This window comes from Bradyrhizobium sp. HKCCYLS2038 (assembly GCF_051167655.1).
Taxonomy (GTDB): Bacteria; Pseudomonadota; Alphaproteobacteria; order Rhizobiales; family Xanthobacteraceae; genus Bradyrhizobium.
The window spans coordinates 891684-916907 of record NZ_JBNPTM010000001.1 but is presented as its reverse complement, the minus strand read 5'-3'; the positions used below and the strand labels follow the sequence as shown (position 1 = coordinate 916907).

The following is a 25224-nucleotide window of genomic DNA, read 5'->3' as shown; positions in this document are numbered from 1 at the left end:
ATGGCAATGACCACCGGCGGCACCCCATCGGACGCGATCCGCCAGGCCGTCAGCGACTCGATCAAATCAGGCAAGCCGCTGGTGGTCGCCACGGCCGACCTCATCGCGGCATCGCCGCTGGCCGATCTGCCGGTCGTTTCAACCGTGATTCCCTTCTCCGCCGGCGAAGACCCGCTGGCCGATCTAGGACTTTATCGCCTGGCCGCCTTGTTTCCGGGCCTGCCGCTGGCGCAATGGCTGCCGCGCGAGGGATTGTTGTCGCCGTTGACGAGCGACAACAGCCTGGTCTCGGTCGACCAGATGGGCTTCGAGGTTCTCAAGGACAGCAATGGCGGCTCCAGCCAGCTGGTCGGCCTGTCGGTCGGCGTCGCCTTGGGACGACAGCGCGCCGGCTTCTCCGTCACGGTGCTCGATGCGCTCAACATCACCGCGACGCTGTCCCACATCAATCTCGTCGTTCAGGGCCCGTTCTCGTCGCCCTTCGTCACCGCGACGCTCAGCGGCAACCTCACCTTCGGCGCGCTCAATCTGGACGTCGCGGTCGACTGCCCGAGCTTCACCTTCACAGCAACCGAGGCCCCGGGATCGACACCGAGCTTCAAGGCGCTGCTGGAAGCGTTCAAACTTCCGTCGCCGGCCTCCTTCGCCAATCTGCTGCTGAGCGGCCTGCAGCTCACGGTGATGAGCCGCGACAAGGCGGTCGACTTCATGGCGCAGGTGACGACGCCGAACGGTCAGCCGTTCTCGATCCTCGACGGCGTGCTCGCCCTCGACAGCCTGACGCTCGGCGTTCAATACGCGCAGGCCGCCACCTCGGCATCGATTGCGGCGCAGTTGCTGGTCCACGACAAGATCGCCCTCGGCGTCGTGTTGATGGCCGATGTCGCCTCGAGTGCCCAGGCGTCGTCGAGCTGGACCGCCGCAGCCGGGCTCGATCTGCCGGCCACGCTCGCCAATCTCGGCAAGCCACAGGCAACCTCGCTGCTGTTCGGCGACCTGCTGGGTGCCCTGGGACTCAACCTGCCCACGGACATGCAGTCGTTCCTCGATCATTTCGCATTGGAGGCTCTCGACGGCAGCGTCACCATCCCGCAAGCCGGCGCGACCACCTGGCAATTGCACGTCGCCTTCACCACCAACTGGACGCTCGGCGGCATCGCCATTTCGACCGACACCGACGCCCAGCTCGGCGGCGACAGCAACACCATCGTCGGCACGCTCGACATCGACGGCTTCGCGCTGGTGCTCACCTTCGATTTTTCCAGCAAGCAGGCAGGCGGCGGCACCATCCTGTCGGTCAACGCCCCGAAGCTCGCCGGACTGGTCGGCACCTTCGACATCTCTCAGAACAAGGTGACGCTGTCGACCAGCCAGCAAACCACGCTGGGACAACTGCTGGCCGACTTCGTCGCGATCTTCACCGGCAATTCCTTCACCACCTTGCCGGCGCCGTGGGACCTGCTCAACGACATCGGGCTGAGCAGCTTCTCGTTGTCGATCACGCTCGGGCAGTCATCGCGCGTCATCGAGATCGACTACGAGGGATTGGACTTCGATTTCCTCGGTTGCTCCGTGACCGGCTTCGGGCTCGTCTATGACAGCGCGAAAGCGAAGACAGGCTCGGGCTTCAGCTTTACGGTCAAGGGCAACTTCCCGATGCTCGGCACCTCCAGCAATCCGAGCTGGGACCCGACGCAACCATCGCAGGCCCCGACCGCGCCGGGGCTCGGCGCGGCCTATCTCGACGTGGTGCTCGCCGCCTTCGGCCAGCATGTCGGGCTGCCGACCCAGCCCGTCTCGGTCGAGGACGCGCTGATCCAGATCCAGAACATCGTTGCCGGCATCAGCGAGGGCAACCCCCTGCCGGTCCACCTGTTCGACAAGGATGCGGGGTGGCTGATCGGCGCCCGCATGATCCTGCTCGGGCAGATCGACGTGCGGCTGGTGTTCGCCGATCCGCAGATCTACGGCGTGCATCTCCTCGTGCGCGACGACCTCAACATCGAGGGCGCGCCGAAATCTGACTATCTCGACGCCCTGGTCGGGCTGTCGGCCGAGATCCTCTATCGCAAGGTATCGGCCACGATCGGCGTCTACGAGGCCTACCTGACGCTGCCCGACAAGATCCGCAAGATCAACATGGAGGCCTTCGAGGTCCAGCTGCCGTCGCTCGGCGTCAAGGTGTTCACCAACGGCGATTTCGAGATCGACATCGGCTATCCGCACAATGGCGATTTCTCGCATTCGGCCGTGATTGCCGCGGCCGAGTATTACGGTTCGGGCGGGCTGCTGTTCGGAAAGCTGTCGGGCGCGACCGATGACAAGCTGCCGCCCATCGCGGTCGGCAGCAACAACCTGCCGGTCGGCGCGTTCGGCAACGTCATCGAGATCGGGCTCGGCTTCCGCATCGGCATCTACCGCGAATTCTCGGCCGGGCCGATGTCGGCCTCGCTGGGCGTGCTGTTGCAAGGCATCTTCCAGGGCACGTTCTCGAAGTTCACCCGCAATCCGTCCGGCGGTCAGCAGGTGTCCGAGGACTACTACAATGTCTATGCCTCGCTGACGATCATAGGCAAGCTCGAGGGCAAGATCGATTTCGCGATCATCTCTGCATCGCTCCTGGTCGAGATCACGATCTCCGTCGCGGTCACTGCCGAGACGCGCCGCCAGGTCACGGTGCCGATGTCGGCGAGCGTCGACGTCGAGCTGACCGTGTCGATCAACTGCGGCCTGTTCACGATCCACATCCATGTCGGCTTCTCGACCACGGTCAGCTACACTGCGACCTTCGGCACCGACACCTGGCAGGACGCGCTGTGGAACAAGTCATCCTCGGTTGCGATGCTGCAGGCCGAGCGCATGTTCGCGACGACTCTGGCCGCGCCGCCGCCCATCGCCTATCCGCCGCTGAACTGCCAACCGCTCGCGCTCGACCTCTATGTGGTGCCGCAATTGACGCTCGGGCTCGCAAGTCCGACAAGCACCCAAACCAACTGGATCTACGTCATCCAGACGGCACTGATGTCGCCGCAGACGAAGACGCCGTCGCAGGTCAGGCTCGCCAACGCGACCGGCCCAAGCCCGGCGAACGAAGCCGTGAAGCTGTTCACCGCGTGGCTGCTGCAGGCCTATCAGAGCTGGGCCCGCGGCGTGCCGCCGGCCAGCGCGCCAACGCCGGATGCGCTGTATCAGGCGATCACGGTGCTGCCGTCCGATCTCGACGGCCTGTCGACCTATCTCAGCAGCATCGGCCAGCCCGGCTCGACCGCACGCGCCCCGTCGCTCACCGAACTGCAATCCTTCTTCGGGACCAACCTGTCGTTGACGCCGCAGCAACTGGCGACCGGCGCCGACTATGGCCTCGCCTTCTTCCCGCTGCTTCCCGGTACGGTCGTGTCGGTGTCGACCGAAACCGTGCCGATCGCGACCACCGATCTCGCAGTCATCGTATCCGACTATCTGCGCATCACCGTTCAGGCGGCGCTGCATGGCGGCAGTCAGCTCATCGGCACCTCGCCCATGGCGCTGTCGGCGCTCTACGATCTGATGGAGCAGACGAGCGGCGGAGCGCCCTCGGCGATGTCGTCGGCGGTCGGCAATGGCACGCGCTTCATGCTGCACGGAACACGCATCGGCTGGCAGGCGCTTTACAGCGCCACCGGGCAGGAAGTGGTCGTCGCCAATCCAACGGCGCCATCGCCGACGGTCAATCTCACCAATTCGGCGGCTCAGTCCTGGGGCCTGGTGCTGCCGTCCGCGCCCGTTCCGATCGGCGTTCAGATCCCGACATCCGTGACGGGCGTCGATGATTCCAGCGCGGTGGCCGCCACGATGTCGCTGGCGGCGTCGGCGCCGCGCAGCTTCACGCTGGCCAATGGCCAGCCCGGCAAGGTGCTCGCCAGCCCCGGCACATCGGCCTATCTGCGCAGCCTGCCGCCGGCGCTGATCAGCACGATCGCCGGCGCCGACGCCTCGCTTCTGTTCCATCTGCAAACGCTCGACGCCCAGAACGTCGCGCACGACGTGCCGGCGTCGGCCTATGCGTGGTGCGCGACCATTTCCTTCACGGTCCGGCGCGTGCCGGCCGCCGAATCCACCGGCGCGAAGCCGACCTACCTCGCCAATGTCTATGAGCTGTTCGGGGTGCAGTCGGACGACCTGCGGGTGCTCGAAAGGATCTATCAGCGCAAGGACGCCCAGCCGCCGACCGCGCTCGAGATCGCCTATGTCGCCGGCAGTGGCGGCACCGGCTCCGGCGCGCTGTCGATCCAACTGGTCACGGCGCAGCAGACCTTCATCTTCCGCAGCAACGTCTCGACCGAGACCAATCCACCGCGGATGCTGATGGCGGTGCGGGGTGCGGCCGCAGCAGCGGCGCCGGATCCGGCGATCATCACCTTCATCGAACACATGATGACGGGGGGACTGACCAACTCCGGCGGCTATTATCTGTATTTCGGCGCTCCGACGCCGCTGCCCGACAGCCTGTTCGACAGCGACGGGCTCGGCCAGATGCAGCTCGTCGTCTCCTTCAATTTGCCGCAGCAGACCAAGTCGCCGACCGATTTCGGCGCCGCGCTGGACGGCACGGTGAACGCCGCGCGCGTGAGCGACCCGGCCACGGGCGCCGACCCGACCTTGTTTGCCTCCGCCTGGACCTTGCAGGACCTGCACGCGACGGCGCCGACCGGCAATGTCGGCATCCGGGTGACGCGCCTGACGCCGCCGTCCACCAGCGACTATCAGGCGACGCTGGACAATCTGTTCCACCTGCTCGCTTTCGTCCCGCAGGCTCCGGTCACCGCGAGCGGTAAGGCGGTGCCGATCGTGAATCCGCCGCGGGATCAGTTCGTCACCGGGCCGCTGCGCGACGACGCCGCGGCCGCCGAGGGACGCATCGCCTATCAACGCCTGTTCAACCTGCTCGAACTCACCGGCAACGCCTGGCCGAGCGATCCGCCCGACCTCAGCATCCCCGCGCCGTCGATCCGCTGGGAGACGCTGCGGGTGCTCGATCCCTACATGTTCATCGGCGGCTCGCTGTCGCTGGGCTTCGAATGGATCGATCTCTACGGCAACACGCTGCCGTCACGGCAGCTGACGACATCGGTGCTGCCGGTGGGCTACACCGATCCCGTCGCCGGCCTCGGCGACTGGCCGCATCTGGTCTATGGCTACATGGTGAAGCAAGTCGGCGGCCAGCGGGTGCTCACGCTGAAGCGGACCTTCGTCTACCAAGACGACGGCAGCGACGTTCGCCGCACCAACAATCTCAAGCGCACCTACGCCACCATCTATCATCAGCTCGCCGACATCGACGCCAGCGTCACAGTGTCGTTCCTGTCGCAGCCGCTGTCTATTCCGAGCGGTGGCGGTAGCATCGCCGAGCTGCTCCAAGCGGACATCAAGGCCATCATGACGGCCGTTGACGCCCGCACGGGCTGCGCCCTCCCCGATCTCTCCTTGACGCTGCCCACGGACGATCCCTCCTATCGGACCGACGTGCTGTTCCCGCTCACCGCGACCATGACATTCAAGCGGCGCGGCCCCGTCGATCCCAATTTCGCCTCGGATGCTGCGATCTCCGTCATGACGACGGTGCTGTCGCCCTACTACCCGACCGAGGCGGGCAGTTCGGTGCAGTCCTACACGGTGTTCGCCACCGCGTTCGAGCAGGCGCTGACCTCGACCCGGATGAAGGTGCTGGCCGGCGACGCCGACGTGCCCGGCGGCGCGCAATTGTGGATCATGCGCTATGGCACAGGCGCGCTCTCGGTCGCCTTCGCGCCGCCAACCGGCTTCGCGCCCAAGCCGCTGGCCTATGCGCCGCCCGGCGTCAACAACACGCTGATCAGCCGCGGCGGCATCAGCGGCGCCAATCTCGACGCGCTCATCGCGCAACAGACTCCGAGCAACGTCTTCCTGCTCGGCGCCACGGCGATGACCGCCACCGACCTCGATCTCGACGGTGCGTTTGCGAATTTCCTCGCCATGGTCGAGAATTTCCTGGCGCCCGACTGCGGCATTCCGGCCACCTTGCACGACACCGCCGTGCCGAGCGCGGTCGACCGCTGCCTCGCCGCCAAGCGCGACCTTGCGACCAGGCTGAGCGGCCGCGTCGTCAGCCTCGCCGACGGCACCACCAAGTCGCCGGCTGCAACCGAGGCCTATCGCCAGTCCTGCCTGATCAGCCTCTCCAACTTCTACGGCATCGACGCCGTCGCCCAGACCGAGACGACGACGAGCGTCGGCCAGGCGACATGGCCGACCGGCCTCAACCTCAATCTCTATGGCCGCTCGGTCGGAGCGCAGAGCACGACCAGCAACAACAACGTCACCGTGTCGCCCGGCAAGGTCGCGATGTCGCCGGCCGCCGCGCAGCCGCTGGCGCTCACGCTCAGCGCGCATCGCAAGGGCGAGGAAGCCGTCTTTAGCCTGCCCCAGACGTTCCAGATCGACGCCTTCGAGGACGTCACCGGCACGCTGAACGTTCCCGACGGGGCGTTCAATCTCGGCACCTGGCTGCGCTTCGTGCTCGCGGCCGACGCGACGTTGACGATGCAGCCGGCCAACATCGCGCTGCCGCTGCGCGCCTATCCGCGGCCGCCGATCATCAACGCGCAGACCTTCGGTTCGCAGGTCACGCAGGGCGACGATCCGCTCGCCAGCGCCGACGAATGGTCGCTCGAGCTCGGCTATCAGCACGTGTTCATCGCGCAGGATACGTTGAACGTCACGGTCACCATCAATATCGGCGAGCAGCCGCGCCGGGTCATGCTCGCGGCCGCGCGCGTGGCGGACGATCTCGTCGACACGCTGACGCAATTCGCCACGATCTATGGCGCCGGCGGTCCCTCCGGCGGCATTGGCGCCGTGTTCAACAACCTGCGCAGGACCGGGACCGCCGATCATCTCTCCGACGCGCTGGTGGCCTTTGCGACGACGGTCGAGCACGTCGCGGGATCGCTCGACGTTCCGATCAAACTGCCGCAGCGCATGCCGTCCGGCCGCTCGGTCGGCGACAATGACGGCGGCGTGCCGTTCAATTTCACGGTCCAGGAATGGTTCGACGCGCGGCTCACGCCGGAGACGGCGCCATGGCGTCTCAAGGTCGTGGCGGACCCGAACAATCCGACGATCGGGACCTGGCACTGCCCGCTGCCGACGATGCGGATCAGCATCGACGGCGTCACCTACAGCGCCGCCCCCGACGCCCATGGCGACGCCTATTTCCTGCCCCAGGGCAAGACCGATCCCGCGGACGGGCTGAAAGCCGACAAGGCGATGTCGGTCGCGGCGCGCACGCTCGCGGTCGAGCCGTTGAGCATCATCGATCACCACAACGGCGCCTATCAGCTCAGCATCGCCCGCAACGCCGGCGCCGTCGTGCTCCAGGGCGATACGCCGGTCCGGATACCCGGGCTGCCGCAGCCGTTCGAGTATCTGACACCGGCCATCAAGGCACCGGACAAGGTGCTGCCGTTCATCGACAAGGATCTCGATCCGCAGATCGACATTTCGAAGCTGCCGCTTTCCGGCAGCGGCCCGGTGGCGACGACGCTGACGGACGCGCTCACACGGCTTTATGTGAACCTGTTGACGGGCGTGACCAACCTCAAATCCGGCGCGCAGGGCAGCGTCCAGACCGTCATCGACCTGGTCTATCCCGTGCAGGACGGCCCGAATCCGCTGGCCTTGCCGGACCGCGTGCTGCCGGTCCTGCTCGATCTGCCGGAAGGTTTGCCGTTCTATCCGAGCGCCGCCGACGTGGCGCCGCTGGTTGGGAAGCTCGTCGCCGCGCTCGGCAAGTGGCGGAGCGACAACGCGCTGCCGGCCGCCCTGCTGGCACGCTCGACGCTGCAGTTCGAAGTCTCGGTGTTCTCGACGATCTCGGAAACCGGCATCCCGCTGATCCACCTGCGCGGCCTCTATGTCGCGGCCGCAGCAGTGAGCTGGACGTGAGCATCTGAGGACGTGGTCGATACGCCGCACTGCCCCCCTGAGCGTGACTTGCGACGCCATGTGTTCCGCGAGTTCTTCTCCGCTGCAGCCATCCGCATGGCCAGGAGGGACTTGCTCGCCGCCGTGCGTAAGCCGATGCGCCGGCGTGCCGCCGTCAGGGAAGGCATGCGCTGGGTCGTGCTGATCCGGCCCACCTCGCTACGTGCCTCGCAGAAGTTGAGTGCGGCGTTTCGGCAAAGCTCAGGAATAGTGTCCGACAACTTTGACCGATTTCCGTTTTCGGCGGCACTGGCAATCTAGGATTTCAGCTTTCGAGCTAGAGCATGATGTTTTTTGGCGGAATCGGGATTCTCGAGTCGGGGAAGTTCTGATTCAAATTCCATGCTGGGAGCCGGAGGCCAGCATGGATGACACGGCCCTATTCGGAAGACATTCGCGAACGCGCTCTGGCGCGTGCTGCTGCAGGCGAGACGGTCCGCTCGATTGCGCAGGCTCTCCGGATCAGCCCGTCCTGCATCAGTAAGTGGAAGAACCTCAGACAGCAGACCGGAGGCGTCACTCCGGGCAAAATCGGTGGCCACAAGAAGCGGACTTTGTCCGGCGCGCATGCGGAATGGGTGCGTAAGCGTATCCGTTCCGGTCCATTCACCTTGCGCAAGTTGACGGCTGAGTTGGCCGAGCGTGGCATCAAGACTGATGTGCGGGCGGTATCGACCTTTGTCCACGCCGAAGGCCTGAGCTTCAAAAAAAACGATGCGGGCGGCGGAGCAGGAGCGTCCCGATGTCGCTCGTAAACCAGCACGCTGGAAAGCTCACCAGGGCAAGATCGAGGTGTCTCGCCTGGTCTTTATCGATGAGACCTGGATCAAAACCAACATGGCCCCGCTGCGTGGCTGGGGACCACGCGGGCAACGGCTTGAGGCATCGGCGCCGTTTGGTCACTGGAAGACGATGACATTTATCGCAGCACTTCGCTGCGATCGGATCTCGGCACCTTGGGTCATCGACGGTCCTATCAACGGCGAACTTTTCACGCTCTATGTCGAGAACGAGCTGGCTCCGACCTTGACCAAAGGTGACATTGTCATCCTCGACAATCTTGGCAGCCACAAAGGCACGCGTGCACGAGACGCGATCCGCGCCAAAGGTGCACGTCTGCTCTTCCTGCCGCCCTACAGTCCCGACCTCAATCCGATCGAGCAGGTCTTCGCCAAGCTGAAGCACCTGATGCGAGATGTAGAACCTCGCACCATCGAAACGACTTGGCGAAAGGCCGGAGATCTCCTCGACCTCTTCTCGGAGCAGGAGTGCGCAAACTACCTCAGAAACTCAGGGTATGTTTCCGTACAAAAACAGCATGCTCTAGAAATTCTAAGAAGTCAGCGGCATCCGATGCAGGACTGCCGCCTGCCCATCCTTGCAATATTACTTGAGCCCCGGATTGTTGTTGGGGGTTGGTCTCAGAAAGATTTACTCCGCCGGTCTTGAACAGCATAGCGCTGGCAAGGGTCAGAGCCCTCTCCCGATAAAGCCGATTGAACAATTGGCCATCTCGTTCGAACAGCTCTTTATTCGTTTTTACTCTCTCCAACCACAGGTGCTTGTCGCGGGTTGCGGTCGCTCTCTGGTCCACCTTTCGACTGTCATGATCTTGCTGAAAGCGTCTAAGTTCGATTGTTAGTTCATGAACACGATTGAGCAATTCGCTAGTTGTGATCGTCTGATGATCCGTATCTCTGACGACTGAATTAGATTGGCATCCGTATAGGCAAGCGACGTCTTTCCCACGCCTCGAAAGCCATGAATGAACACATGCCGGCCCTGCATTGACAAGGCCTGGCGAACTTCGGTGAGCTGTCCATCCCGTCCCTGAAGAAACTCATGAGACTTGATTGCTCGCGCAGGCGACAGCACAGCGTCGAGGCGCGCCCCAAATGCCTCCAAATCCAGACTAAAGAACTCCAGACGATGCGACATTTGCTGCTCCGCGCGGTGATTCGTTCTTGGTCGCTAATACACCGATTCCTGGTGCAGCGATTACTTTAACGCACGCAAGCCGTGTAAGATCGAAGTTTTCTCCAATGGGGCAAGCTATACAAAGGCGGAATCGCTCCGACCAATTCTGGACGGCCTTCCACCGTGCAGCTTGCTGCGCTCGTCACCTACACCCGCGTTTCCACAGCAAGCCAAGGCCGCTCCCGGCTGGGCACAGAGACCGCAAGGCAAGGCTCTGGCACAATCGCGTAGGCAGAGGGCTTTGAGGTTGTCCACGAGTTCGGAGGTGGAGACGGGCAAGGGCCCTGACGCTCTGGAATGCAGGCCGCAGCTCAAAGCTGCTCTGGCCACCGTTATGCCCCAAACTGCCCGTCGTGCCAGTTTGTCGCATTCTGTCGGGCAAATCCGGCCTTGCACCGTCGGGCAAATCAGATCGATCTTCTCCGCCGTCTCCTGCTCACTGAAGGGGCGTTTCGCGATCGTCACGGACCGTGGAGCGGGAGATGCGGTGGCCGGCTGGAGTCGCAGTGCGCGTTTCGCGTGCGGACGAACGAACCCGGTGCGGACGGTCAAGCCGTGTGGTCCCGACACCCCGACGCTGGTGTCTTGGTCGGCGACATCCCGATGACGGGGGCAAGCAAGCCCGGTCCCCTGGGAGAGCACGGAGCAGCCGTTAAGCCCATCGCGCAGGGGAGGGCCGGGGGCGGGCTCAAGCGGTCGTCGCAACACAAAGTGTTTTCATTCCGGACAGGAACTCGTCAAGCGCCTCTGCTGGGGTTTTCCATCCCAGCGTCTTTCTCGGTCGGGAATTGAGCGCTGCGGCCACAGCGGCGATCCCGTCAGCATCGTAGACGCTCAGATCGGTGCCTTTCGGGAAGTACTGCCGCAGCAGTCCATTTGTGTTCTCGTTCGTGCCACGCTGCCAAGGGCTTCTTGGATCGCAGAAGTAGACCTGAAGGCCTGTATCGATCTTGAGGTCACTGTGCTGAGCCATCCCGGTCCCCTGATCCCAAGTCAGCGAGCGGCGTAGTTCCTTGGGCAAGGTGATAATGGTGCGCGTAATCGCATCGCGTACCGCTTCAGCTCCGTGTCCGGAGAGCGCAGGCCCGTCCTTCGTACGTGGGCCGTCTTCAAATCCCGGCAAGCGTGGCAGGTGCAGCAGCATTGTAAACCGTGTGCTGCGTTCGACGAGCGTGCCGATTACCGAGCTCTCGGAGCCGACGATCAGATCTCCTTCCCAATGTCCCGGCACGGCGCGATCCGCGACTTCGGCCGGACGCTCACTGATCATGATCTCTGGCGATACGAAGCCTTTGCTGCGCTTTCGCGTGCGCGCTCGAGGCACTCGCAGTGCCCGCCCTGTTCGCAAGCAGGCCGTCAACTTCCGGTTGAGCGCTCCTCGGCTCTGAACAAAAAGCGCCTGGTAAATGGCTTCGTGGCTGATCCGCATCGTCTCGTCATCCGGGAAGTCGATCGGTAAGCGTTGGGCGATCTGCTCAGGAATCCAAGCTTTTGCCCATCGCCGTTCCTGGTCCGAACCCGCACGACCGGCCTTCCGCCGGATGCCACCTGGAGGCGCGACAACGCCGGCAAGCCGGTCTTCAACATAAGTGCGCAAGGCGGCGTTGCTTGCAAGCTTGCTCGGCTTGGGACGCCGGGCCGATCGATCTGCATGCCACTGGGCGGCCGTCGCTCGATAGGCCATCTTGCCGCCGTGCGTGGCCGCATTGCGATCAAGCTCACGAGAGATGGTCGAGGGAGACCGATCGAGGCGCCGCGCTATCTCTCGTACAGAATGGCGCTGCGCATTCAGCAGGGCAATCTCTTCGCGTTCAGAGAAGGAGAGGCGTCGGCCGGAGAGCGGCTTCGCCGAAGATCTGAACATCGCGGGTGTCACGCCGCCCGCCCTTCGAAACAATCGAGGGCCGACAGCATCTGACAATCCAGCAGCCAGCGCAGCCTTCTCGCTGTTCAATCCGGCGGCAATCCCCCGCCAAAACTTCTGCTGTTCCGCACGCCCCGCCACTGGTGGGCGCCCCATCGATCCCAGCTTCGCCCGCGTCGACCGCCGCTTTCGGATACCCATCGCAACCTCCTCATCGAGTGTTGCGACGACCGATTGAATCCGCCGGTGTGTCCGGCCAATCCTGTGGTGACGCCGCCTGCTTTTTTTCTGCAGGCGGGCCATGGGTGCGGCCCGCACCCGGCCTTCCCTGCGCCCTTCTTTGATAAGGGCGTGACGAAGAGCAAAGCTCGGACGCGACAGCGCGCCGCGAGGCCGAGGAGCCGCGCTTACAGGTCAGACATGAAGGGTTGAGCGCCGGAAATGGCGCTCCCTAGGGAAGCAGAAAAATCAAACAAAATCAGATTATTGACAATCCGTTTGGGAGGAAAAGGCCTCATTGTTCTTCATGGCTTTCGGGACTTGCGCCCAAACGTCGCGCAAGATCCCTCCAGTTTCGGAAGCTCAAATGAGCGACCATTCACTCCTTACGTTCTCATCTTGTTTTGACCAGTTAGCAAGGCGGCCTTCCGCGGCCGACCTGAGCGGCGCGGCACCTCAGAATAAGCAACTGCAAACGACCTGAAACAGAGATGCGCATTGTCTGACCGGCGCTTCCATGTGGCCATTGCACGAAATTTGCTTTGCTGGATGTATGGGCCAAGAATGAACCTCATCAGCCTCGACATCCGCATGCTGCGGTCGCTGATCTCCGTGGTCGAGACCGGCAGCATCACCGAAACCGCCCGGCGGCTGGGACGCACCCAGCCGGCGATCACCTTGCAGCTGCAGCGGCTGGAGGAACTCACCGGCAAGCAGCTGTTCGTGCATGGCGGGCGGCGGCTGACGCTGACCGAGGACGGCGGCATCGTGCTGACCTATGCGCGCTCGATCCTGCGGCTGCATGACGAGTTGATCTCGCAGCTGGCCTCGCAGGAGATCGAGGGCCAGGTCGTGCTCGGCACGCCCGATCTCTATGCCGCGTTCATGCTGCCCTCGATCCTCAGCGTGTTCCGCAAATCCTTCCCGCGCATCCAGGTCGAGCTGAACTGCGCGCTTTCCACGCCGCTGGTCGAGCTCGTGAAGCGCAGCGAGGTCGACATCGCGCTGGTGACTCGGATGAACGATTTCACCGGCGGCCAGGTGGTGCGGCGCGAGCAGTTGGTGTGGATGACCGGAGAGCAGTCGTCGGCGCATCAGGAGCGGCCGATCCCGCTGGCGCTGCTGCCCCAGGGCAACATCTACCGCGACCACGCCATCGCGGCGCTGGAATCGGCCAACCTGCGCTGGCGCATCGCCTGCCAGAGCGAGAGCGTCGGCGGCCTTCAAGCGGCGGCGTTCGCTGGCATGGCAGTCACCGTGCTCGGCCGCAGCGCGCTGGTCGCCGGCATGCGCGAGCTCGGCCCCGCCGACGAACTACCAGCGCTGCCGCATGTCGAACTGCTGCTGTATAAATCGAGCGGCGCGTCGTCGAAAGCCGCGACAGCGTTGCACGACTATCTCGCGCACTATCTGCGCCTCGGCGATCAGCACGGCGAAACGGGAGCACCGATCGCGCTGAGCTGAAAGCACGCGGCAGCGCACCGTCGTCCTTACGGCCGCGCAACAGGGCGCGCTCTTGCAGGTATGCAAAGGCGCTGCTGCGCTGTTTCCACACGGGAGGCGGCGGTGGCGCCGTGCCCACCGTCTTGCTCATCAGTTCGCTGCGCGACGGTGGGCGCGCTGTCGCCCTGCGGGCAGCTGCTTTGCCCACCCTGCGGCAGTGTCATGCGTCGCACGATCCGCGCAGCAACTAACCGCCCATCGTCGGCCACGTTGCGACCCAAGGCTGCGCCTCCTCGAAGGCGGCTGCGATCTTGAAGATGGTCGGCTCGTCGAGCCAGGGGGCGATGATCTGCAGGCCGATCGGCAGCCCGTCGCGATCGAAGCCGCACGGCACGGTCGCCGCCGGCAGGCCCGCAAGATTGATCGGCCAGGAGAATGGCGACCAGCCGAGATGCGGATCCACTGGAGTCCCGTCGATGCTGGCGACGCCGAGCTGACCGGCCTCGAAGGCGGTCACCGCCACCGTCGGCGTGACCAGCGCGTCGACACGCGAGAACAGATTGACGAAGCCCGCCCGCATCTGCGTGCGGCGATAGCCGGCCTCGACGTAATCGACGCCGCTATAGCTGCGCCCGGCCGAAACGACGTCGCGATAATCCGTGTCGCAATCGGCGAGTTCCTCGCCGGTCTTGTGCGCCACCGCCGCGGCCTGCTCGATAAAGGCGATCGGCTTCAGCGTGCGCTCCAGAATGCGGGGATCGATGCCTGGATGATCGGAGCTGATGCGCGCGCCACAGCCTTCCAGTACGGCAAGCGCCTTGGCGAAGACCGCGCGGACATCGGGGCTGACTGCGGCATAGCCGAGATCGGTGCTGGCGCCGATGCGCAGCCCCGTCAGTGGCCGCGGGCTCGCATCGAAGCGGCGTTGCGACACCGCCAGACTGGCGGCATCGCGCAGGTCGTGCAGGGCGATCGTCTCCAGCGCGAGCGCGGCGTCGGCGACCGTCCGCGTGATCGGGCCGGTGTGGGCGAGCGAGGCCCAGGATGGCGGCGCGAAGCCAGGCGAACGCGGCACCAGGCCGAAGGTCGGCTTGAGGCCGAACACGCCACAGAAAGACGACGGCACCCGGATCGAGCCGACGCCGTCGGTACCGATCGCGATCGGACCGCAACCGGCCGCGACCGCGGCCGCCGCACCGCCGCTCGACCCGCCGCTGGTGTGCGCCGGATTCCATGGATTGCGCGTCAGTCCCGTCACCGGGCTGTCCGCGGTCAGCTTGTAGCCGGACTCGCAGGTCGTCGTTTTGCAGGTGAGGATTGCGCCCGCCGCCTTCAGCGCCGACACGACCGCTGCATCTGCATCGGGGACGAAGCTCTTGTTCATCGGCGAGCCGGCATGAGCCGGCACGCCGGCGACGAACACCAGGTCCTTGATGGTGACGGGGATGCCGGCCAGCGGACCGCAAGGCTCACCTGCCCGCATCGCCGCGGTGATGCGCGTCGCGTCCGCCCTCGCCTGCTCATACATCGCGGTCACGACGACGTTGCAGCGCGCATTGGTCGCTTCGAGCGCGGCGATGACGTCCTCGACCACGTCGATCGGCGTGAAGCGCTTGCGCCGGTATCCCGCCAGGAGAGCGGTGGCGGACAGGCGAGCGAGATCGGACGGCGCGTCCGCGGCGGCCGCGTGGGCAGACAAGGCTGTCATATGGAGTCCTGAAGGCTGGATCAGATACGACGGCGCTCCATCGCATCGTGTGTTGGGAGAACCGGTGGCCGTTTGCAGATCGCGCGCTAACCTGAGGCCGCCGCGACGGCGCGCTTGGCCATCACCGTCACGAGATGCGCACGGTAGTCGGCCTCCGCATGGATGTCGGATGTGAGGCCGGCAGCGTCGATCTTGATCGAGGCGATGCTGGTGGGCTCGAATGTCTCGCTCAGCGCCTGCTCCATCGACGCGACGCGGAACACGCCGGCGCCAGCGCCGGTCACGGCCACGCGCACGCCGCTCGCGAACCTCGCGACAAACACGCCGACCAGCGCATAGCGCGACGCCGGCGCCTTGAACTTGGCGTAGCCAGCAGCAAGCGGCACCGGAAAACGGATCGCGGTGATGATCTCGCCCGGCTGCAACGCTGTCTCGAACAGGCCAAGGAAGTACTCGTCCGCCGCGATCTCGCGCGCGCTGGTGATGATGGTGGCGCCGAGGCCGAGCACAGCGGCCGGATAGTCCGCCGAGGGATCGTTGTTGGCGACAGAGCCGCCGAGCGTACCGCGGTTGCGGACGGCCGGATCGCCGATCTCGGAGGCGAGATGCGCCAGCGCCGGGATCCGCGCCTGCACGATCGGCGACGCCGCGACCACCGCATGCGGCGTCATCGCCCCGATCGTCACGGTCGCGCCATCGTCGCTGATGCCCTTCAGCGCCGGCAGCTTGGCGAGGTCGACCACCGCCGTGGGCGCTGCGAGGCGTTGCTTCAGGGTGGGGATCAGGGTCATGCCGCCGCCGAGCACCTTGCTGTCCTCGACCGAGGTCAGGAGCTTCACGGCGTCCGAGATCTCGCTCGGCTGATGATAGGCAAATGCTCTCATGTCTTCCCCCTATTCCGCCGCCACCGGCAGCGAGGCGTTCTGCAGCAGGCGCCAGATCCGGTTCGGCGTCGCCGGCATGTCGACATGGGTGACGCCAAGATGCGACAACGCATCGACCACCGCGTTGATGACGGCCGCCGGCGAACCGATGGTGCCGACCTCTCCGCAGCCCTTCACGCCCATCGGCGTATGCGTGCACAGCGTGGAGTGCGTCGCCACCTTCATCATCGGCAGATGATCGGCGCGCGGGACGCAATAATCCATAAGCGAGCCCGAGACCAGTTGCCCGGAGCTGTCGTCATAGACCGCGTTCTCGTAGAGCGCCTGGCCGATGCCCTGCACGATGCCGCCATGCAGCTGGCCCTCGACGATCATCGGATTGATGACGGTGCCGACATCGTCGACCGCCGTGTAGTTGACGAGCGTCACGATGCCGGTCTCCGGATCGATCTCGACCTCGGCGATGTGGCAGCCGCCGGGATAAGTGAAGTTGACCGGGTCGTAATAGGCCTGCTCCTCCAGCCCGGGCTCGAGAATCTCCAGCGGATAGTTGTGAGGCACATAGGCCGCCCCGGCGATCTCCTCGATGGTCTTGATGCGGTCGGTGCCGGCGACCGAGAACTTGCCAGCCTCGAAATGGATATCCTGCTCGCTCGCCTCGAGCAGATGCGCGGCAATCTTCTTGCCCTTGACGATCACCTTGTCGGCTGCCTTCGACAGCGCCGCGCCGCCCACCACCAGCGAGCGCGAGCCATAGGTGCCCATGCCGAACTGGACGCGGTCGGTGTCGCCGAACACGATGTCGACGTTCTCGAAGGGAACGCCGAGCTTCTCGCACACGATCTGCGCAAACGTCGTCTCGTGGCCCTGGCCGTGATTGTGTGTCCCGATCATCACGGTGACCTGGCCCGCCGGATGCACGCGCACCGTGGCGCTCTCGTAGAGGCCGCCGCGCGCGCCGAGCCGGCCGGCGAAGCGCGACGGCGCGAGGCCGCAGGCTTCCACATAAGTCGAGAAGCCCATGCCCCGGAATCTGCCGTTGCGTGCCGACTCCGCCTTGCGCACGCCGAAGTTCTTGACGTCGGCGGCGACCAGCGCGCCGTCGAGGCAGCCCATCGGATCGCCGGAATCGTACTGCACCAGCACCGGCGTCTGATACGGATAGGCTTCTTTCGGGATCATGTTGCGACGGCGCAGCTCGACGCGGTCGATCCCCATCTCGGCCGCCGCGACATCGACGATGCGTTCGACGACGAAGGTCGCCTCGGGGCGGCCTGCGCCGCGATACGCGTCCACCGGCACCGTGTTGGTGAACACGACCTTGACGTTGCAGTAGATCGCCGGCGTCGTGTAGACGCCGCCGAGCAGCGGGCCGTAGAGATTGGTCGGGATGTTCGGACCAAAGGTCGAGAGATAGCCGCCCATGTTGGCGAGCGTCTTGACCCGCAGCGCCAGGAACTTGCCGTTTTCATCGAGCGCCAGCTCCGCCTCGGTGACGTGGTCGCGGCCATGACGGTCCGACAGATAGCCTTCTGAGCGATCCGCCACCCATTTCACCGGGCGCAGCACGCGCTTGGCCGCCCAGGTGATGACGGCCTCCTCGCCATAGTGGAACTGCTTGACGCCGAAGCCGCCGCCGACATCCGGGGCCACGACGCGCACCTTGTGCTCCGGCAGCTTCAGCACCAGCGCGCTCATCAGGAAGCGCACGACATGCGGAAACTGGCTCGTCGTCCACAGCGTGTGGTGGCTCCTGCCCGGATCATATTCGGCGATCGCGGCTCTGGGCTCCATCGGATTGCCGATCAGCCGGTTGTTGACCAGGCTGAGCTTGGCGACATGCGCCGCCTTGCGGAACGCCGTCTCCACCGCCGCCTTGTCGCCGAGCTCCCAGTCGCAGCAGACATTGTTCGGCACGTCGTCGAACAATTGCGGCGCGTTCGGCCCGACGGCGTCGAGCACGCCGACCACTGACGGCAGCACCTCGTAGTCGACGCTCACAAGCTCCGCCGCCGATTTCGCCTGCTCCAAGGTCTCCGCGATCACGAAGGCCACCATGTCGCCGACGAAGCGCACCTTGCCCTGTGCCAGCATCGGGAATGGCGGCTCCTTCATCGGCACGCCCTTGGCGTCCGAGATGCCCCAGCCGCAGGGCAGCGAGCCGAGCCCATCGGCGGCGACGTCCTCGCCGGTCAGCACCGCGACGACGCCGGGCACCGCCAGCGCCGCGGACTTGTCGATGCCGCGCAGCACGGCATGCGCATGCGGTGAGCGCACGAACACGCCGAAGGTCATCCCCGGCCGCTTGATGTCGGACACGTAGTTGCCGCGTCCGGTGAGGAAGCGCTGATCTTCCTTGCGCTTCGGCGCCGCGCCGATCCCGATCACTTGCCCCATGGTCACTCTCCCGCTGGCGTGGCGTGCATGGCGGCAGCGCCAGCCATGACCGCGATGACGATGTTCTGATAGCCGGTGCACCGGCAGATGTTGCCTTCGAGCCCGTGGCGCACCTCGGCCTCGGTCGGCGTCGGATTGGCAGCGGCCAGCGCGGTCGCGGTCATCACCATGCCCGGCGTGCAGAAGCCGCATTGCAGCCCGTGATGCTCGCGGAACGCCTCCTGCATCGGATGCAGCCCGTTGGATCCCGCGGTAGCGCCGAGCCCCTCGATCGTCAGCAGGGTCGCGCCATCGAGTGCCGGCGCGAGCAGAGTGCAGCTCTTCACCGGGACGCCGTCGAGATGCACGACGCAGGCGCCGCATTGGCTGGTATCGCAGCCGACATGCGTGCCGGTCAGGTTCAACTGCTCGCGCAGGAGATCGCTGACCAGCGTTGCCGGATCCGCGTCGACCGTGGTCGCACGGCCATTGAGGGTGAAGGAGATCTGCACGGTCTACTCTCCGTTGTCGAAATGAAATCAGGCGAGCGGGCGAGCGCGGTCCGCCACCCAAGTGGCCAGGACAACGTCGCCGACGTTGAAGGGATCTGCGAAGTAGGTCTTCTCGGGCACGTAGGCGACGAACTCGTCGTCGGGCACGGTGTCGAGCATAACCTTGACGAAATAGCCCTGGTACTCGATTGCGGTGACGCGGCTCGGCAGCGCCGTGCCGCAACCGGGCGGCAACGTCGCGCCGGGACGGACCAGCGCGATGTCGTCGCGCCGCACGGCGATGTCGATGGTGTCACCGACGCCGATGCTCGCGCGCTGCGGCGGCAGCGGCAGCTCGATCGCCTGCTGCGTGCTCTGCTTCAGCACCAGGCTCTCGCCATTGACCTTCTCGACCCGGCCGGACAGCACGTTCTGACCGCCCATGAACTCGGCGACATAGCGGTCGCGCGGATTGGCATAGACCTCGCGCGCCGGCCCGGCCTGCTTGATCTTCCCCTGCTCCATCACCACGACGAGATCAGCGAGCGCGATCGCCTCGAGCTGGGTGTGGGTGACGTGGATGAAGGTGATGCCGAGCTCGCGCTGCATCCGCCGCAGCTCCTGCCGCATCTGGACACGGAGCTGCTCGTCCAGCGCCGACAAGGGCTCGTCGAGCAGCAGCACGCGCGGCTCGGTGATCGCGGCGCGCGCCAGTGCCACGCGCTGCTGCTGCCCGCCGGACAATTGCGCCGGCAGCCGGTCGGCGAATTGCGTCAGCCGCACCTTCTCGATCATCGCATCCGCCGCGCGCAGCCGCTCCGCCTTGGACTGGCCCCGAACCTGCAGCGCGAAGGCGATGTTCTCCCGCACCGTCAGATGCGGAAACAGCGCGTAGGACTGGAACATCATCGCCGTGCGCCGCTGCACCGGCGGCAGGCCGACCACGTTGTGGCCGCCGATCACGATCTCGCCCGCGGTCGGGTCCTCGTGTCCCGCGATCATGCGCAGGATGGTCGTCTTGCCGCAGCCGGACGGGCCGATGAAGCAGCAATAGGCGCCGTCGGCAATCCGCAGGTTGACGCCGTCGACGGCATTGACGACGCCGTCATAGCTCTTGCAGACACCCGCAAGCTCGATATCGCCTCGTTCGATCCGCATCGGTGACAGCCTTATCCCTTGATCTTCTGCGCGCCGCGCCGCTTCTGGATCAGCACGATGCTCCCCAGGCTGACGCCGATCACGATGAAGGACACGATGGTGGTCACCGTGCCGAGCGCATAGAGCGAGGGCGAGGTGACGTTCAACGTCATGCTCCAGATCTCCAGCGGCAGCGTGTTGAGCGAGCCCGCCGTCTGCAAGGTGCGGGCGAATTCGTCATAGGACAGCGTGAAGCCGAACAGCGCGACCGCGACCAGGCCAGGCGCCAGCACCGGGATCATCACCAGCCGGATCGCCTGCCAGCGGCTGGCGCCGAGATCGCGCGCCGCCTCGTCCCAGGCATTGTTGAAGCGCGACATCACCGCGAACATCACGAGCACGCCGAACGGCAGCGTCCAGGACAGTTGCGCCCCAAGCGCCGAGGAGTACCAGGCCGGGCTCAGTCCCAGCGCCTGGAACAGCAGGCCCGTCCCCAGGCCGAGCACGAGCCCCGGCGCCACGAGGCTGCCGATCATCATGTAGAACACGATGCTGTCGCCCTTGAAGCGGCGGCGGAAGCCGAGGCCGGCAAGGAACGAGATCACCACCGTGATGACCGTGACCATGACCGCAAGCTTGATCGAGCGGTCGAACGAGCCCTTGACGTCGCCGGTCCGTACCTGGGTGAACAGGTCGACGAACCAGTGCAGCGAGCGCCCCTTCATCGGAAACACCAGGCCGCCGCGGATGTCCTGGAACGACAGGACGTAGATGCAGAACATCGGGCCATACAGCGCGATCACATAGGCCGCGAACAGCGAGGCCAGGACATAGAACGTCCAGGGCCGCCGGCCGCGGCTCGGCGCGATCGCCTTGCGCGAGACCGTGTCCTTCTCAGGCGTGTCGACGACCATGGCGCTCATCGGGCGATCTCCCGCCGGATGTCGACGGTGCGCAGGATCAGCGTGACCATGCCGAGCAGCACGAGGGTCAGCAGCACGGCGCTGGCCGCCGCCGTCGGATATTGCAGCACACCGACATCCTCATAGAAGGCGCTGACCACCGAGGCCGAGCCGCCGCCGGACATGACCTTCACGACGAAGAAGTCGCCCATCACGATCGACACCACGAAGATCGAGCCGAGCGCGATGCCGCTCTTGGCCATCGGCACAACGATCAGGCGCAGGATATCGAAGCGGCTGGCGCCGGCGTCCACCGCCGCCTCGATCAGCCGCTTGTCGATGCGGGCCATCGCGTTGAAGATCGGCACGATCATGAAAATGGTCAGCTGGTGCACATAGGCGATGACGACGGCGAGATCGGAGAACAGCAGCACTTCGAGCGGCTGGCGGATCACGCCGGTCGACAGCAGCGCCGCATTGATCAGCCCTTCCTTGCCGAGCAGCGGGATCCACGAGATCATGCGGATGATGTTCGAGGTCCAGAACGGCACCGTGCACAACAGGAACAGCCCGATCGCCAGCAGCTGGTTGCGGACGTGGAAGACCAGGAAATAGGCGACGAAGAAGCCGATCAGAAGCGTGAAGATCCAGGTCAGCACCGTGAACTTGATCGTCGCCAGATAGAGCTTCAGAGTGAGCGCCGAGTGCAGCACCTCGACATAATTGGCGAGCGTGAAGTCGGGCGTGAGCCCGCCGAAACCGTCCGAGCCGAAGAAGCTCGCCGCCAGCACCACCAGGATCGGCGCCAGGAAGAACGGCACAAGCACAGCGACCAGCGGCGACACGTAGAGCCAGCCGGTCAGGCCCGAACGAGAGGTTGAAGGAGGACTCGGCATCATCTTGTGAGCTACTTCGCTGTCGCCTGCGCCGGCACGAAAATCGTGCCGGCGGCCGTTGAGAGAGGCAGGATTTAGGCCACCTTGAAGTCGTTCCAGCGCTTGTTCATGTAGGCGGCCTCGTCCATCAGCGTATTCCAGCAGGAGATGTTGGTGACGCGGTCGAGGAAGGAGCCGCCGTCGCGCTTGGTGCCGGCCTTCTCCATCGGCACGCCATAGGGGTCGTTGACGACCTCCGGCGCGGGCTTGCCCTCGTACCAGAACTCCCATTCGGCTGATGTGAGGAATTTCTTCGCCGTCGACGGCACCGGGCTGTAGTAGCCGTAGCGCGCGACGAAGCCGCCCTGCCAGCCGGACAGGTACCAGTTGAGATACTCATAGGCGGCGTCGAGCTTCTTGCCGGTGAGGTGCTTCATCAGGCCCATGCCGTTGCACCAGCCGCGATAGCCTTCCTTGCCGTTCTTGATGTTGACCGGCGCGTAGACGCAGGGGATCTCCTTCACGCGCACCGCAGCCACGGCCGGCGACCACATCGACTGTATCACCACCTCTCCCGCCGCCATCAGCTGCACCGACTGGTCGAAGGTGGTCCAGGTGGCGCGGAACTGCCCCTGCTTCTTCAGCTCGATCAGCTTGTTGCAGGTGAAGTCGATCTCCTCCTTGGTCATGTTGCCCTTGTTGCCGTACTTGATCAGTCCGGCGCTCTCGAAGCACAGCGCGGCGTCCATGATGCCGATCGCGGGAACGTCGAGGATCGCGGCCTTGCCCTTGAACTTCGGATCGATCAGGTCCTTCCACTCGGTCACTTCGTGGCCGACCAGGTCGGGGCGGTAGCCGATCGAGTCGGCGTTGTAGACCTGCGGCAGGAAGGTCGCCCATTCGGTGACGCCGTCATGCAGATCGGTGGAGTCCGGCTTGGAAATGTACATCGCCTCATAAGGCGAGATGCCCTGGCGCGGGATCTTGTGGCCGTTGATCTCGCCCTTGGTGAAGATCGGCAGGATGTTGTCGAACTCCTTGATCTTCTTGACCTCGATGCCCTGGATCACGCCGCGCTTGGCGGCGAGCTTGGCCTGCCAGCCCTCGAGATCGGCGATGTCGACGCTGTTCGGCTGGCTGATGAAGCGGTTGATCGCGGCCGACGTGTCGAGGTTCTGCATCGTGACCTTGAAGCCGAGATCCTTCGCGGCCTGGTCACCTATCGCCTTCACCACCGAATAGGACACGCCGACGTGGCGCAACTCGATATCCTTGATTTCCTGGGCCCAGATCGTCGGGGCACCCACGATTTCCGAGCCGACCGCGGCGCTCGCGAACGCGGCCGCGCCCTTCAGCAAGGAGCGCCGGCTCAGTTTGTCGTTCGGCGCCTTCTTCACAATCTCACCCTTTGATGTGCGTTTCTCGTTGTCGCGCATAGCAACCCCCGCTGGTTACAAGGCGGCGCGACATCCTTCGTTGGCTGTCGGCCCGCTTGCGTTTCGATCTTGACGCGAGGCTATCGACGGGATTCTGCGAAGTAAAATTGGAAGCAAAAATTCCGGATATAAGCGCCGCTAATGCTTCGGCTCGCCTGCATCAGCGCGATGCAATCGCACAACTCTGCATCATCCGCCTGAGGAACGCTTGAGCAGCCGCTCATCGCAGCCACAATCAGCTCGGCTGCGTCGATGTGCGACATTGCGCTGATTTCGCTGGGCGACGGCTTCGCGCGAGACTTGACGAAGCAAGGACAGGACACCGGATTTCGGACACGCCGGTCATCATCAGTCCGGTTATTAGTTTGTTGGTGGCTGACAACGGACGGGGCTCGCCGGAGTCCGTCAGAAGTCCGCAACCTTGGTGGCGCCGTGGTCAGCGAAACGGCCAGGCGCATAAGGCGCGGGATCGATGGTCGGCGCGCGGCCGGAGACGAGGTCAGCGATGAGATGCCCGGCGCCGGGGCCGATGCCGAAGCCGTGACCGCTGAAGCCCGCGGCCACGATGAGACCGGGCAGCTGCGTCAGCTCGCCGATCGCGGGCACGCCGTCGGGCGTGGAGTCGATATAGCCCGCCCAGCTCGCTGTGATCTGGGTGCGGCGCAGCGCCGGCAACAGCTCGAGCGCGCGCGCATGAGTGAGACGGATGCTCGCCATGTCAGGCGCTGGATCGAGGATCCGGTTGCGCTCCATCGGCGTAGGCCTGTCGAGCCGCCAGCGCGTGACAGTTTCATGACCCGCTCGCAGCCCCTCGAGGCCGCCCGGCAGCAAACTGCACCAGCGCTTGGCGAACATCGGCAGGAAGTGCCGTGCGAAGCGCAGCTGCTGCAAGGTGGGATCGACGCGGCCGCGCCCGCTGATCGCGAGCGTATGGCCGCCATCGCCGCGCCGCGTGATCGAGACGGCTGCGGTATGCAGCGCCGGCGGCAGAGGCTCTGCCGACGGCGACAGTGCGAGCGCCGAGGCACGGATCGAGGCGATCGGAAGCGCAACGCCGAGCTGATGGCAGAATGACGAAGTCCAGGCGCCGGCCGCGAGCACCGCCAGCGGCGTGCGGATAGTGCCGCGCTCGGTGACCACGGCCGACAGGCGGCCGCCGCTGGTCTCGACGCCGCGCACGGCGCACATCTGATGCACCGTGCCGCCCTGCGTCATGATCGCGCGCGCCACGGCCGGCGCGGCATCGGCGGGGCTGGCGGTGCCGTCGGTCGGCGAGAAGACGCCGCCCTTCCAGCTGCGCCCGGTGGCCGCGCCGCGCTCGCTGGCCTGCCGACTGTCCAGCATGTGCGTGGTGACGCCGGCGGTCTTGGCGAATTCGCCCCAGCGCGCCCAGCCGGCAAGCTCCGCCTCGTCGTTGCTGAGATAGAACAGTCCGCAACGGGAGAAGCCGGTTGCATCGCCGGCCTCTCTCGTGAAGCGCTCCCACAGATCGAGGCTCAGGGTCGCCATCGGCAGCTCGCGCGCATCGCGGTTCTGCTGCCGGCACCAGCCCCAGTTGCGGCTCGACTGCTCGGCGCCGATCCGCCCCTTTTCGATCAGCGCCACCGCAAGCCCGCGCCGCGCCAGGTAATAGGCGGCGAACACCCCGACGATGCCGCCGCCGATGATCACGGCATCTGCGCGCCCGGGCAGCGTTGGCGATGTTTCAACGTGCATCAGCGGGGCGGGCATGCGGTCTCTCCAACGTTCGGCAGCATCAGGCTAGAACGGTATCGGGCGCGGGAGACGCCGGATTTGGTAGTCGGGCAGCATTTGATGCTACGAGCCACCGCGCCTTCGGCGTATTGTTTTGCATTGCATAAATCAGCCTCATGCGGCCTCATTCTTGCTTTGGCGAAGTTCGATGAGCAC

At 65.1% G+C, this 25224-nt stretch carries 14 protein-coding genes and 1 pseudogene; 4 read left to right on the top strand and 11 right to left on the bottom strand.

What is annotated here, in order from left to right; all coding sequences use genetic code 11:
- From ACQR1I_RS04170 to ACQR1I_RS04160, 3 genes and pseudogenes are all read left to right on the top strand, one after another.
- Positions 1-7962, top strand: a complete 7962-nt coding sequence (locus ACQR1I_RS04170; RefSeq protein WP_434867885.1) for a hypothetical protein — start codon at positions 1-3, stop codon at positions 7960-7962.
- 12 nt (positions 7963-7974) lie between these two features.
- On the top strand, positions 7975-8262 hold the full coding sequence (locus tag ACQR1I_RS04165; protein WP_434888705.1) for a hypothetical protein: 288 nt from the start codon (positions 7975-7977) through the stop codon (positions 8260-8262).
- Between the two features lie 107 nt (positions 8263-8369).
- Positions 8370-9312, top strand: a pseudogene (locus ACQR1I_RS04160) (IS630 family transposase); the annotation flags it as partial.
- Positions 9313-9639: 327 nt separating this feature from the next.
- On the opposite strand, the gene ACQR1I_RS04155 reads toward ACQR1I_RS04160, so the two are convergent.
- Both ACQR1I_RS04155 and ACQR1I_RS04150 read right to left on the bottom strand, forming a co-directional pair.
- The gene (locus ACQR1I_RS04155; protein WP_434867887.1) at positions 9640-9939 is read right to left on the bottom strand and encodes a hypothetical protein; all 300 of its coding nucleotides are present in this window, start codon (positions 9937-9939) and stop codon (positions 9640-9642) included.
- Positions 9940-10666: 727 nt separating this feature from the next.
- Positions 10667-12043 (bottom strand): IS30 family transposase, encoded by a 1377-nt coding sequence (locus tag ACQR1I_RS04150; protein WP_434867888.1) that lies wholly within the window; start codon positions 12041-12043, stop codon positions 10667-10669.
- A gap of 582 nt (positions 12044-12625) precedes the next feature.
- On the opposite strand from ACQR1I_RS04150, the gene ACQR1I_RS04145 reads away from it, so the two are divergent.
- Positions 12626-13525 (top strand): LysR substrate-binding domain-containing protein, encoded by a 900-nt coding sequence (locus tag ACQR1I_RS04145; RefSeq protein WP_434867889.1) that lies wholly within the window; start codon positions 12626-12628, stop codon positions 13523-13525.
- Between the two features lie 226 nt (positions 13526-13751).
- Here the strand turns inward: ACQR1I_RS04145 and ACQR1I_RS04140 are convergent, their stop codons facing one another.
- The 9 genes from ACQR1I_RS04140 to ACQR1I_RS04100 all read right to left on the bottom strand — a co-directional run bounded on the left by ACQR1I_RS04140 (position 13752) and on the right by ACQR1I_RS04100 (position 25044).
- The gene (locus ACQR1I_RS04140) at positions 13752-15212 is read right to left on the bottom strand and encodes an amidase (RefSeq protein WP_434867890.1); all 1461 of its coding nucleotides are present in this window, start codon (positions 15210-15212) and stop codon (positions 13752-13754) included.
- An 86-nt stretch (positions 15213-15298) separates the two neighbouring features.
- Positions 15299-16096 carry an FAD binding domain-containing protein gene (locus tag ACQR1I_RS04135; RefSeq protein WP_434867891.1) on the bottom strand — a complete coding sequence of 266 codons (798 nt, stop codon included), beginning with the start codon at positions 16094-16096 and terminating at the stop codon, positions 15299-15301.
- Between the two features lie 9 nt (positions 16097-16105).
- On the bottom strand, positions 16106-18493 hold the full coding sequence (locus ACQR1I_RS04130) for a xanthine dehydrogenase family protein molybdopterin-binding subunit (RefSeq protein ID WP_434867892.1): 2388 nt from the start codon (positions 18491-18493) through the stop codon (positions 16106-16108).
- Between the two features lie 2 nt (positions 18494-18495).
- On the bottom strand, positions 18496-18984 hold the full coding sequence (locus tag ACQR1I_RS04125) for a (2Fe-2S)-binding protein (RefSeq protein ID WP_434867893.1): 489 nt from the start codon (positions 18982-18984) through the stop codon (positions 18496-18498).
- 27 nt (positions 18985-19011) lie between these two features.
- The gene (locus tag ACQR1I_RS04120; RefSeq protein WP_434867894.1) at positions 19012-20121 is read right to left on the bottom strand and encodes an ABC transporter ATP-binding protein; all 1110 of its coding nucleotides are present in this window, start codon (positions 20119-20121) and stop codon (positions 19012-19014) included.
- 11 nt (positions 20122-20132) lie between these two features.
- A complete protein-coding gene (locus tag ACQR1I_RS04115; protein WP_434867895.1) occupies positions 20133-21023 on the bottom strand; it encodes an ABC transporter permease in 891 nt (296 codons plus the stop codon).
- On the bottom strand, positions 21020-21901 hold the full coding sequence (locus ACQR1I_RS04110) for an ABC transporter permease (protein WP_434867896.1): 882 nt from the start codon (positions 21899-21901) through the stop codon (positions 21020-21022). The genes ACQR1I_RS04115 and ACQR1I_RS04110 overlap by 4 nt, the downstream gene beginning before the upstream one ends.
- A 71-nt stretch (positions 21902-21972) precedes the next feature.
- Positions 21973-23313: an ABC transporter substrate-binding protein gene (locus tag ACQR1I_RS04105; RefSeq protein WP_434867897.1), complete on the bottom strand. Its 1341-nt coding sequence runs from the start codon at positions 23311-23313 to the stop codon at positions 21973-21975.
- A 405-nt stretch (positions 23314-23718) separates the two neighbouring features.
- Entirely contained in the window at positions 23719-25044 is a 1326-nt protein-coding gene (locus tag ACQR1I_RS04100) for an NAD(P)/FAD-dependent oxidoreductase (protein ID WP_434867898.1), read from the bottom strand.
- Between the last annotated feature and the right edge of the window lie 180 nt (positions 25045-25224).